Below are 12174 nucleotides of genomic sequence, written 5' to 3'. Positions count from 1 at the left end.
AAAAGTGAGGAAATAAGTTGAAGCAAATTATCTTAAACACTATAGCATCTGAAAAAAGGGCTGCGATTATAGACTCGGGACTTGTAACTGAAATATTAATTGATCGTCCAAATACAGAAGCAAAAGCAGAAAGCATTTTTTATGGAAAAGTGGAGAAGGTCTTACCTGGTATGCAGGCTGCCTTTATTAAGATTGGCACAGGACAAAATGGGTTTATTCATGCCAAAGACCTCCTCTTTGCTGAGGAAGAAAAGGATAAGCCGGAAACCCCTATTTCACAACTTGTGACAGAAGGACAGACGATCATTGTCCAGGTGAAAAAGGAAGCTTCTCATTCTAAAGGGCCTCTGTTGACGAAAAATATAGCGATACCTGGAGAAAATTTAGTTTATTTACCATACGGTAACTATATTGCAGTATCGAAAAAGCTTTCTGAAAACGACCGAAGTAAGATACGGAGTGTAGGAGAAACGATAGTAGATGGAACAGAAGGCTTGATCATGAGAACATCAAGTATCGACGGTTCTATTGATACATTAAAGTTAGAGATTGAACAATTGCGAAAAGAGTGGGAGTACATTCAAAGACAAGCAAGGAACGAGAACAAACCTTCCCTTTTGAAAGAAGGTAATACCATCGTTGACCGTGCTCTCCAACATATTTCAAGTGAGCAAGAATTTGAAATTGTAGTTGATGAATCTCAGGTGTTTCAGAAGTTAAAGGCGGCGCTTCCCCATTATCAACGCCATATTCAATTATACTCAGCAACCGAGAATATTTTTGCCTATTATCAAATCAACGCAATTTTGGAGAAGGTAAATGAACCATATGTTTGGCTGAAAAACGGTGGCCATATTGTTATTGATATAACGGAAGCTATGACAGTTGTTGATGTAAATACAGGAAAGTTTACTGGGAAACACGATCGAGAAAAAGCCATCTTGGAGACAAATCTTTTTGCTGCAAAAGAAGTTGCTCACCAAATACGACTCCGAAATATAAGTGGGATGATTCTTGTAGACTTTATCCGCATGAAAAATCAATCACACCAACATGAGGTCTATCGGTGTTTGCGTGATGAACTTAGTAAAGATCCGGTAACTTCAAAAGCTCATGGATATACGACACTTGGCCTAATGGAAATTACTCGGAAGAAAGTACGAGAAAGCCTTCGTGCGACGCTTACAGATGCTTGCCCATGCTGTAATGAAACTGGAAGGCAAACATCATTGATTGCGGCCTATCATTCTTTAGAGAGGGAATTGCATGAACACAAATATATTGATGCAGACGGAATTTGGGTTGTAGTCTCTCAGTCAATGTTGCATTTTATTGAAGAAAAAAGTGATCATAAGAGGTTAGAAAAATTAGCTGATATTACGAATGCTAAGCTATTTGTGACTGTTGAAAGCGAGTTGCATACGACGTCCTATTTAATTCGTCACATTGGAACAATCTTGGATATTGAAGAAAGAATCTCTAAATTACAAGATTGACAATACTGAATTAAATATGGTATGATTCTTTCGTTAGTTTTTGGAGCCTTCACGCTCCAACCGCACAGATCAGGTCAGGAAATTTTTGATAAGAAAGGGCAGAGAAGAGTGAGTTTAAATCTTTCTAAGCCCACACCTGTAATGGCGAGTCTGAGTAAACAGGAGGTGCACAAGATGTACGCAATTATTGAAGCTGGTGGAAAGCAATATCGCGTTGAAGAAGGACAAAAGCTTTACATTGAAAAAGTCAATGCTGAAGCAGGTGAAACTGTCACATTCGACCGAGTATTGATGGTAGGCGGAGACAATGTTAAGGTAGGAAGCCCGATTGTTGACGGCGCTACTGTAACGGCTAAAGTTGAACAGAATGGCCGAAGTAAGAAGATCGTTGTTTATAAATTTAAGCCAAAGAAAAACTATCGCCGTAAGCAAGGACACCGTCAACCATATACTCAAGTTGTTATCGATAAGATCAACGGATAATTATGATTACGGTTAACATTAAGCGCAAGCAACAAAAGGTGATGTCGTTCACACTTACTGGACACGCTGAATCCGGACCTTATGGGCATGATTTGGTTTGTGCCGCAGTTACTGCAGTATCTTTTGGAACTGTAAATGCGATTGAAGCCTTATGTAATGTTGAACCAGATGTTGAGCTTCGAGAGAACGGTGGATTTTTAAAGTTTATAACCCCTTCTGCAGAAAAAGAAAAGACCGACGAGAAGATACAGCTTTTGCTTGAGGGAATGATTGTATCATTACAAACAATAGAACGTGAATATCATGAATACATTCGAATGAATACGGTTTAAGGAGGTGCATCGCATGCTTAAGTTAAACCTGCAGTACTTCGCATCTAAAAAAGGTGTTGGTAGTACAAAGAACGGTCGTGACTCCATTTCCAAGCGTCTTGGAGCCAAGCGTGCTGATGGTCAAATGGTATCAGGTGGTTCGATTCTTTTCCGTCAACGCGGAACAAAAATCTACCCTGGTACTAACGTTGGCCGCGGTGGAGATGACACATTATTTGCTAAGGTTGATGGCGTTGTTCGTTTCGAACGTTTAGGTCGCAACCGTAAGCAAGTTAGTGTTTACCCAGTAGCTAAAGAAGCGTAAGTTAAAAGGGGCTGACTCACAAGTGTTTGACACTTTGACTTGAGTCAGTCTTTTTTTACACGTTAAGAAAGTATAAATACTTTCTATAGTATAAGTTCAACTACGGCTCTGACTTCGCCTAAAGGCTCGGCAATCGCCGAGTTTTCTTTACGTTTTAATTTGATGATTTTGGGAGTGCTAATATGAAATATAAATGGAATACGATTGATCTCCTGCGACATGCTCGACACGATTGGTTAAATCAGCTACAACTTATCAAAGGGAATTTATCATTAGACAAAACGGATCGGGCAAAGGAAATTATTGATGAGGTTGTCCAGCATGCAAAAAATGAAGCGAAAATTTCTAACTTGAGGATGCCGCTGATGGCGGAGTTATTCATGACATATAATTGGCAACAAAATACGTATCGTATTGATTATGAAGTGATCGGTGAAGAGCGGGATTTGTCGAATTACGATCGGCCTCTTTACGAATGGACCTCTCATTTTTTAATACAGCTGGAGAAGTGTATTGTCTTAGATGGCGAACCACATTTAATGGTAACGATACAGCTTTTAAACAGTCAAGTTAGAGTCAGTTTTGATTTTGCAGGGAAACTGGGCGGTGTGAGTTCGATCGATGGCTGGGACAAGTCGCTTATCCCTGTACATAATTCCATTTCAATCATAGAAAGCTACTATAAGGAAGAGGAACTTTTATACATCCTTTGTTTAGGGTGAAGGAAGAGGTGAAACACCATGTTTGTAGATCAGGTGCAAGTTTTTATTAAATCAGGTGATGGCGGCAATGGAATGGTTGCCTTTCGAAGAGAGAAATACGTACCCGATGGCGGACCAGCAGGAGGAGACGGTGGCAAGGGAGGAAACGTAATCTTCGAAGTAGAAGAAGGATTAAGAACGTTAATGGATTTCCGTTACAACCGACATTTTAAAGCAAAACGCGGTGAAAATGGTATGTCCAAAAATATGCATGGTCGTAATGCGGAAAATCTCGTTGTGAAAGTTCCACCCGGAACAGTTATAACGGACGCGAATACGGGTGAGCAAATTGCAGATCTTGTAGAGCATCGCCAACAGGCCGTTATTGCAAAAGGCGGTCGTGGAGGTAGAGGGAATACCCGATTTGCTTCACCATCGAATCCGGCACCAGAGCTCGCGGAAAATGGCGAACCTGGAGAAGAGAGAGAAATAACACTTGAATTGAAGGTGTTAGCAGATGTTGGTCTTGTTGGATTCCCAAGTGTTGGTAAATCAACCCTTCTTTCTGTTGTATCGGCTGCTAGACCTAAAATTGCAGAATATCATTTTACAACACTAAGTCCTAATCTGGGTGTAGTTGAAACGGAAGACAATCGGAGCTTTGTAATGGCGGACCTACCTGGACTAATTGAAGGTGCTCATGAAGGTATTGGTCTAGGTCACCAGTTTCTTCGACATATTGAGCGGACAAGGGTTATTGTACATGTAATTGATATGTCTGGAATGGAAGGTCGAGAACCCTATGATGATTTTCTAAAGATCAACGAGGAACTCAGACAATATAACTTGCGTTTAACGGAACGTCCACAGCTCATTGTTGCTAATAAAATGGATATTCCAGAAGCTGCTGACCAGTTAGAGCGCTTTAAAGAGAAAATAAATGGAGACTATTTGATTTTTCCGATATCTGCGATTACGAAGGAAGGGGTTCGTGACTTGCTTTATACAATTGCGGATAAAATTGAATCAACACCGGAATTTCCATTGAATGAACCAGAAGAAGAGGAAGAAAAACGGATTTTGTATAAACATCAGACAGAAGAGGAAACTTTTGTCGTTACTCGTGAAGATGATGGCACATATGTTGTAACGGGTGCGAAAATTGAGCGTCTCTTTAAAATGACAGACTTCTCAAGGGATGAATCCGTCCGTAGGTTCTCTAGACAGATGAGAACAATGGGCATTGATAATGCTCTGCGTGAACGGGGTGCCGAAGATGGCGATATTGTACGTATACTTGAGTATGAATTTGAATTTATTGAATAGGATTGACTCATTATGGGTTAATCCTTCTTAGGAGGAGGCTGCGATGTATCGAGGAGCAGAAAATAGGTTTTATCTGGTGAGAGAAGATGTTCTTTCAGAAGCAATGACAAAAACACTGGAAGCTAAAAGGCTTCTTGAATCGGGAACAGCAAAAACCGTTAATGAAGCAGTCCATTCTGTTGACCTGAGCCGAAGTGCTTTTTATAAATATCGTGATGGAATCTATCCTTTTCAAACCATGGTAAAGGAGAAAATCATTTCGATATCAATACATCTCGATGATCGATCAGGCGCACTCTCAGAGCTATTGACCTTACTAGCAGAGGTAGGTTGCAACATTTTAACCATTCATCAAACGATTCCTCTACAAGGTAAGGCGAACGTTACTATGTCAATTGAAACAGCATCTGCTAACAGGGAAATCGATGGGATAATCAAGGCTTTAAATAAACTGGATTATGTGCGCCAAGTTAACATAATCGGGTCTGGTGCGTGAACTGAGGGGGAATTGGCTGTTTAAAGACACTCCCCTCAGATTGGTGAATTATCGTTCAGACGATAAAAGGTATCCCTTTTCGAAAAGTGCCTGACATGTTTGTTCTAATTGTTGATCAGTCTCTGCTTCTAACGTATGTAAATGAACACCTTCTGTCAGTTCTAATAAATAAGACGCACTCTTTTCTTGAATATTCTTAATGAATTGGGCTACATCATGGCGATTATTTATCATGAGTGAACCGGTTAAATCACCGTATAGAGGATGCTCAATTGTTACATCTTTAATTGATACTCCGAAATTCACAATGGTATTCAACTCATCCTCAGTCTCACTCCCCAAATGTTGACACGCAATGACTCGGCTACATCTCTGGGCATTTTTATTTGCTTGAAAATATACATAACCTTGTGCGGTTGCTATGATTGGTTCATTCCGAGCTTTAAGAAGTGAAATATCTTGAACGATGACCTGACGGCTAACATTCGTCTTTTTTGCTAACCGACTTCCTGTAAGCGGTTCTTTGCTTTCTTTTAACCAATTAAGCAAAAGCGACCTTCTATCTTCTCCGAGTATCTTCTCTTTCATTACGGATCAACTCCTCCAATGCAATAAATAGTTCCTATAGCATACCACAATACCGTAATTTTTTTCTGAAAGGATGCACTTCTTAATGAATAGGACTTGTTTAAATCTCATAAAGTGTTGTGATGGACAATGAAAGGACATTCAATAAAGTCACTGAATGATAGACGGTGAATTTTTGAAAACTTATATTTTGTAGCAAGATGCCCAATTTTTCATATACTGTTTATTGACCTAGGCAAGGAGGAGATCGAACTTGAAAATTCATATTGTTAAAAAAGGAGATACTCTTTGGAAAATCGCCAAAAAGTATGGTGTTGATTTTCAAAAATTAATAAAAGCGAATCCACAAATAAAGATGCCAGATACGATTTACCCAGGGGCAAAGGTAAAAGTACCAACAAACAGTGCACCGGGAAAGGGAAATCCTAAAGAAATGCCGAAAAAACCTTACATGCCGAAAAAAGAGAAGCCGATTAAAGAAATGCCAAAACCACCTAAAAAAGAACAACCAATTATGAAAGAGCAACCAATTATTAAAGAAAAGCCAATCGTAAAAGAAATGCCCAAACCAAAGCCAAAACCAATTCCAAAACAGCCTTATACACCAATGGAAGAAGAAGAGTTTAATATTACGCTCGGTATATCACAACAAGAAACAACGAAAACGTATGAAATACCTAAGCCGATACCTAAACAGAAGCCAATACCTAAACAGAAGCCAATTCCACAGCAGAAACCTGTTGTACAACAACCGATGCAAGAATGTGTTCCGTATCCGGAGCACTATGAATGTCCGCCTGATTACTGTTGTGAGCCTGAACCTTACTGTGGCCCGTGGGGTGGACATCATCCGATGATGGACCCATATCATTGTGGCCCTAGTCCGATGATGTATGCACCAGCACAGATGTACGGTCACTCGATGGAAATGCCAGGATCTCCATATTCAATGGGAACGTCCCCATATGGCCAAATGCAGGGCAGTGGATATATGGGTGGAATGGGCGGAATGATGCCTACTAATCAAGGGTACGGTCAAATGGGTTATGATGATGAATACGAGTCCGACGATTACATGATGTATGAAAACGGCTATGATGCTGAAGACTATGGTCAGATGCAAGGTGGCATGTATCCAGGCCAAGGTGGGATGGGTCAGTATCCCACGATGGGGCAAGGCCAAATGCCAGGTGGGATGGGTCAATATCCCATGATGGGCCAGGGCCAACCACAGGAAGGAATGGGTCATTTCTCGATGATGGGTCAAGGCCAACAACAAGAAGGAATGGGTCAATTCCCGATGATGGGTCAAGGCCAAATGCAAGAAGGAATGGGTCAATTCCCGATGATGGGTCAAGGCCAAATGCAAGAAGGAATGGGTCAATTCCCGATGATGGGTCAAGGCCAAATGCAAGAAGGAATGGGTCAGTTCCCGATGATGGGTCAAGGCCAACAACAAGAAGGAATGGGTCAATTCCCGATGATGGGTCAAGGCCAAATGCAAGAAGGAATGGGTCAATTCCCGATGATGGGTCAAGGCCAAATGCAAGAAGGAATGGGTCAATTCCCAATGATGGGTCAAGGCCAAATGCAAGAAGGAATGGGTCAGTTCCCGATGATGGGCCAAGGCCAAATGCAAGAAGGAATGGGTCAGTTCCCGATGATGGGTCAAGGCCAACAACAAGAAGGAATGGGTCAATTCCCGATGATGGGTCAAGGCCAAATGCAAGAAGGAATGGGTCAGTTCCCGATGATGGGCCAAGGCCAAATGCAAGAAGGAATGGGTCAGTTCCCGATGATGGGCCAAGGCCAACAACAAGGTCAAATGCCAGGTGGAATGGGTCAAAATCCAATGATGGGTCAAGGCCAACAACAAGAAGGAATGGGCCAGTTCCCGATGATGGGTCAAGGTCAAATGCCAGGTGGAATGGGTCAAAATCCAATGATGGGTCAGACGACTGGAAGAGACCCGTATTGGGATATTGATATTGAGATGCAGCCGCGTAAGGCAAAGAAACAGCCTTCAAAAGAGGAGTAAAGGATATTATTCCCACTTAAAACCCGATTAATTTATACCTCCAATTGCCATCATAAAGGGTGAAAGGAGGTTTTTAAATGAAAAAAATTATGGTTATTGCTTCAGCAGTTTTCTTAACGGGGGCACTTACAGCCTGTAATGCCGATGATAATGAGGCATTAGATACTCGGTATGATAATGATACTCGTCCTATCGGTTATTATACGAATGAGGGCACAAATCAAGGCGATCGAGGGGAAGGTCCTATCACCCAAATAGCTGATCAGGATGGAGATCGGAATGAAATAGGGGAAAACGATCAAAACAATAGGACTCAAAACAATCAAGACAACAATAACATCAACTATGCAGATGGTTACGAAGGTGAGCTTGCACAAAAGATTGCAAATAAAGTAAAGAAAATGGAAAATGTAGATGATGCTCGTGTTGTAATAAGTGAAGAGAATGTCCTTGTAGGTGTCGATACTAATGATCGAAATGACCAGGACGTTAAAGAAAAAGTTCAAAATGAAGTTCAAAAATCAACTAAGAAAAATGTTCAAGTTTCAACTGATGAAAACATGTTCACTCGTATACGTGACGTTGATAACAATTTACGTAACGGAGACGGGTTTAACGAGGTCGAATCAGATGTTACTGGGATTATGAATGACCTCGGAGATGCCGTTCAACGTCCTTTCGAGAACAATCGTTAGAATAAATTAATTTAATACTATTAAAGGCGGGTAGTCCTCTTTAGGCTTACAACACTTTTCAATAAAAGTCTGTTGTAATGAGGAACCCGTCTCTTGTTTGTGTAAGGGTTTTGTCCTTTGCATGTTAAGAAAGTATAAAAATACTTTCTATAGTATAAGTTCAACTACGGCTCTGACTTCGCCTAAAGGCTCGGCAATCACCGAGTTTTCTTTATTCATCAATAAAATATATAATTTTTATTGTTTATAAGATTTTGTGCTATATTGAAGGAAAATGGGAATGGAGGGGAGCAGCAGATATGGCTGGACATTCTAAATGGAAAAATATACAACGTCGTAAGAATGCACAGGATTCTAAACGAGGCAAAATTTTTATGAGACTTGCAAAGGAAATCTTTGTAGCGGCAAAAGAAGGTGGTGGGGACCCTGAAACCAATCGATCACTCCGACTGATGATTGATAAAGCAAAAGCGGCAAATATGCCAAATGAAAATATTGAGCGTGCGATCAAGAAAGCTACCGGAACCTTAGAAGGAGTCAGTTATGAAGAAATTACTTATGAAGGCTATGGTCCAGGAGGTGTTGCTGTAATGGTAGAGGTCGTTACAGACAATAAGAACCGCTCAGCCGCTGAAATTCGTCATGCGTTTTCGAAACAAGGTGGAAATCTTGGAGAGTCGGGTTGTGTATCGTTTATGTTTGATCGTAAAGGGTTATTCGTAATTGATAAGGATACGATCGAGATAGATGAAGAAGAATTGATGCTCGACGTTATTGAAGCTGGAGCAGAGGAACTAGAATCAAATGAGGAAACTTTTGAAATTTACACGGAACCAGATCAGTTTTCTGAGGTGAAGAAAGTACTCCTTGAAAAAGACTTTAACCTTTCAACTGCTGGAATAACAAGACTACCGCAGACTACCGCAGAACCGCAAAAAAATGATGCATTAAAAATGTTATACCTAATCGATGTACTTGAGGAAAATGATGATGTACAAGATGTTTACCACAACCTTGAAGTGGATGAAAAGGTGTATGATGAATACCTTTCATGATGGATAATTCTTCATAAACCGGAAACACTATCACTGAATGTATTAAAGGATCCACACTTTGTGGATAAAATGAGGTGGTAGTTAGGTGAGACTCTTATTTGTGAAATCTAGATGGCTCTTTCCCTTACTTGTGATTATACTTGGAGCAAGCTATGTTTTTCTCTTCCATTCTTATGAGGATAAAGTAAAGGCAAACCTTACATCTCAAGTACAAAAATCTGAAGAAGCTTATCCGGTTTCAGGTCCCTTAACCGTTGAAGTACATCTACAACGAAACTTCCTTGATGGAGAGCGTAATGTAGATGTTGTCTATGAAACGATTTGGTCAATGGAAGACTTTTGGGCGATGTATGAAGATTGGCAGTTGGTAGATCAAAATTTAGAACGAGTAATTTTTGAACAGCAGATAAATGATATTTCTCCACTGTCTAAAGGAAAAGGATATTTTGGGCTTACTGAGAATGGTATTTTGACCATTTTCAACGGCAGACCTGCACAAGAAAATGTAATTCAATCCTTTTATCAAATCGATATGTCAAAGCTTGAAAGTAATCTAATCGAACAGCTTGAACTTGGGATACCGGTTCAATCCAAACAAAATTATAAAGCAGTGCTTAATGAATACAAGCAATACTCGATTAATTAATTAATCAATCCTCTCTTATCTTCCAAGAAAGGATTATACACACCTGAGTAGAGATTTTAATTCTCCTCTCAGGTTTTTTCGACTTTCCAAACGTGAATATGCTACAATTATAGGATAGGAAGAAATGTTCGTATTTGAGTTGTTTTAAGGGGAGAATGTAGCATTGATTGATTATATTACGGGGATTATGAAATATATTAATACGGATCATATCGTGGTTGAATGCGGTGGGATCGGTTATAAAATAAACTGCCCGAATCCATTTGTGTATCAAAATAAAATAGGTCAACCTGATACAATTTTTACGTACCAGCATGTCAGAGAAGATATTTTAGCTCTTTACGGCTTCGAGAATCCGGACGAACGTGATTTATTTATGAAACTAATACAAGTATCAGGAATTGGTCCAAAAGGGGCTCTAGCAATTCTTGCTTCGGGTAAACCAGCTCAAGTTGTACATGCAGTCGAAAGTGAAGATGAAAAGTTTCTCACTCGGTTCCCTGGTGTTGGTAAGAAAACGGCTAGGCAGATGATCTTAGATCTTAAAGGGAAGCTGACCAACTGGACATCTGAAGAAAAAGAGAGACCTGAAAATAATCAAACGGAAGTACAAGGTGCACAAGAAGGTCTTGGTGACGCTGTAGAGGCACTAGAAGCGCTTGGGTATGGACAAAAGGAAATAAAAAAGGTCTTGCCAAAACTTGAGGCAGAACAGCAGTTATCTACCGATCAATACATAAAAAGAGCCCTTCAATTATTATTAAATTGAGAGCGGGGTGGATGATATGGAGGATCGAATTATATCAAACGAACTGAACCAAGAGGATGAAAGTCTCGAATTTAGCTTGCGGCCTCAGTTTCTTCAACAATATATCGGTCAGGATCAAGTGAAGCAAAATTTAATGGTTTTTATACAAGCAGCAAAGCTAAGAAGCGAACCACTTGACCATGTTTTGTTATACGGTCCACCTGGACTTGGAAAAACAACGTTATCATGTATTATTGCGAATGAAATGGGTGTCAAAATACGTACAACCAGTGGCCCTGCCATAGAACGACCGGGCGATTTGGCAGCAATCTTAACAGCTCTTGAACCAGGCGATGTCCTATTTATTGATGAAATCCATCGCTTACATCGTTCGGTTGAGGAAGTGCTTTACCCGGCAATGGAGGATTTCTGCTTAGATATTGTAATCGGAAAAGGAGAAACAGCCCGATCAGTACGTCTTGATCTCCCTCCATTCACGTTAGTTGGTGCCACTACGAGAGCAGGACTATTATCAGCACCTTTACGGGATCGCTTTGGTGTCCACAGTCGTCTTGACTATTATGAACTAATTGATTTGACTGAAATTGTGATTCGTACGGGAGAGTTTTTTGAAATTGAGGTAACACCTGATGCGGCAGAGGAGCTTGCTCGTCGTGCGAGGGGCACACCGCGAATTGTCAATAGATTGTTAAAGCGCGTTCGTGATTTTGCCCAAGTGCAGGGTGATGGAATAATTACAAAGGAAATTGCAGTTGAAGCATTAGAAAGACTTCAAGTTGACCGTTTAGGATTAGATAATATTGACTATAAATTATTAAAAGGAATCATTGAAATTTACAATGGGGGGCCAGTCGGACTCCATACAATAGCTGCCACAGTAGGTGAGGAACCTCAGACACTTGAAGATGTATATGAACCCTATTTATTACAAATTGGTTTTGTGCAACGAACGCCAAGAGGGCGGATGGTAACTGATCTCGTCTATCGGCATTTTAATGTGGAGGTACCGAAGCGCTGATGGGCATGTCAAAGATATTCATTATCATTGGAATTGTTTTTATTATTTTTGGATTGATTGGCACATTAGTCGGAAAATTACCCGGTGATATTTTGATTAAGAAAGGGAATACGACATTTTACTTTCCAATCGTTACATCGATCATTGTGAGTGTTCTATTATCACTTATCTTTTTTATTCTCGGTCGATTTCGATAACGGACAAACATCAATAGATAAAAGGTGAAT

General features: G+C 40.3%; 15 protein-coding genes and 1 other annotated feature. Of the genes, 14 read left to right on the top strand and 1 reads right to left on the bottom strand.

Translation table 11 applies throughout. From position 1 onward, the window contains the following. Positions 1-17: 17 nt before the first annotated feature. The 7 genes from NON16_RS01285 (at position 18) to NON16_RS01255 (ending at position 5138) form a co-directional block, all read left to right on the top strand. Positions 18-1496: an Rne/Rng family ribonuclease gene (locus tag NON16_RS01285; protein ID WP_257346309.1), complete on the top strand. Its 1479-nt coding sequence runs from the start codon at positions 18-20 to the stop codon at positions 1494-1496. 48 nt (positions 1497-1544) lie between these two features. Continuing rightward, positions 1545-1658, top strand: a sequence feature (ribosomal protein L21 leader region). Between the two features lie 12 nt (positions 1659-1670). Then, positions 1671-1979, top strand: coding sequence for a 50S ribosomal protein L21 (gene rplU, locus NON16_RS01280; protein WP_257346306.1), 309 nt, complete (start codon positions 1671-1673; stop codon positions 1977-1979). Between the two features lie 2 nt (positions 1980-1981). Continuing rightward, on the top strand, positions 1982-2311 hold the full coding sequence (locus NON16_RS01275) for a ribosomal-processing cysteine protease Prp (protein ID WP_257346304.1): 330 nt from the start codon (positions 1982-1984) through the stop codon (positions 2309-2311). 13 nt (positions 2312-2324) lie between these two features. Then, positions 2325-2615 (top strand): 50S ribosomal protein L27, encoded by a 291-nt coding sequence (gene rpmA, locus NON16_RS01270; protein WP_257346301.1) that lies wholly within the window; start codon positions 2325-2327, stop codon positions 2613-2615. Between the two features lie 182 nt (positions 2616-2797). Next, the gene (locus NON16_RS01265) at positions 2798-3337 is read left to right on the top strand and encodes a sporulation initiation phosphotransferase B (protein ID WP_257346298.1); all 540 of its coding nucleotides are present in this window, start codon (positions 2798-2800) and stop codon (positions 3335-3337) included. A gap of 18 nt (positions 3338-3355) precedes the next feature. Further along, positions 3356-4642: a GTPase ObgE gene (gene obgE, locus NON16_RS01260; RefSeq protein ID WP_257346295.1), complete on the top strand. Its 1287-nt coding sequence runs from the start codon at positions 3356-3358 to the stop codon at positions 4640-4642. Positions 4643-4685: 43 nt separating this feature from the next. Beyond that, the gene (locus NON16_RS01255) at positions 4686-5138 is read left to right on the top strand and encodes an ACT domain-containing protein (RefSeq protein WP_257346292.1); all 453 of its coding nucleotides are present in this window, start codon (positions 4686-4688) and stop codon (positions 5136-5138) included. 48 nt (positions 5139-5186) lie between these two features. Here the strand turns inward: NON16_RS01255 and NON16_RS01250 are convergent, their stop codons facing one another. Next, positions 5187-5726, bottom strand: a complete 540-nt coding sequence (locus NON16_RS01250) for a transcription repressor NadR (RefSeq protein WP_257346289.1) — start codon at positions 5724-5726, stop codon at positions 5187-5189. A 253-nt stretch (positions 5727-5979) separates the two neighbouring features. Here NON16_RS01250 and safA point away from each other — a divergent pair, with 253 nt between their 5' ends. The 7 genes from safA to NON16_RS01215 all read left to right on the top strand — a co-directional run bounded on the left by safA (position 5980) and on the right by NON16_RS01215 (position 12144). Continuing rightward, positions 5980-7764, top strand: coding sequence for a SafA/ExsA family spore coat assembly protein (gene safA, locus NON16_RS01245; protein ID WP_257346286.1), 1785 nt, complete (start codon positions 5980-5982; stop codon positions 7762-7764). Between the two features lie 77 nt (positions 7765-7841). After that, entirely contained in the window at positions 7842-8459 is a 618-nt protein-coding gene (locus NON16_RS01240; protein WP_257346284.1) for a YhcN/YlaJ family sporulation lipoprotein, read from the top strand. Between the two features lie 299 nt (positions 8460-8758). Continuing rightward, positions 8759-9514, top strand: coding sequence for a YebC/PmpR family DNA-binding transcriptional regulator (locus NON16_RS01235; RefSeq protein WP_257346282.1), 756 nt, complete (start codon positions 8759-8761; stop codon positions 9512-9514). Between the two features lie 85 nt (positions 9515-9599). Next, entirely contained in the window at positions 9600-10160 is a 561-nt protein-coding gene (locus NON16_RS01230; RefSeq protein ID WP_257346280.1) for an intercompartmental signaling factor BofC, read from the top strand. Between the two features lie 163 nt (positions 10161-10323). Continuing rightward, complete coding sequence (gene ruvA / locus NON16_RS01225) at positions 10324-10929, top strand: Holliday junction branch migration protein RuvA (protein WP_257346278.1); 606 nt, start codon at positions 10324-10326, stop codon at positions 10927-10929. A gap of 16 nt (positions 10930-10945) precedes the next feature. Beyond that, a complete protein-coding gene (gene ruvB, locus NON16_RS01220; protein ID WP_257346276.1) occupies positions 10946-11947 on the top strand; it encodes a Holliday junction branch migration DNA helicase RuvB in 1002 nt (333 codons plus the stop codon). A 5-nt stretch (positions 11948-11952) separates the two neighbouring features. Continuing rightward, positions 11953-12144 (top strand): DUF2905 domain-containing protein, encoded by a 192-nt coding sequence (locus NON16_RS01215; RefSeq protein ID WP_257346637.1) that lies wholly within the window; start codon positions 11953-11955, stop codon positions 12142-12144. Positions 12145-12174: the final 30 nt, after the last annotated feature.

The organism is Pseudalkalibacillus decolorationis, from assembly GCF_024609785.1.
In the GTDB taxonomy this organism is placed as follows: domain Bacteria; phylum Bacillota; class Bacilli; order Bacillales; family Fictibacillaceae; genus Pseudalkalibacillus; species Pseudalkalibacillus decolorationis.
This window is presented reverse-complemented; position numbering and strand designations above follow the sequence as displayed.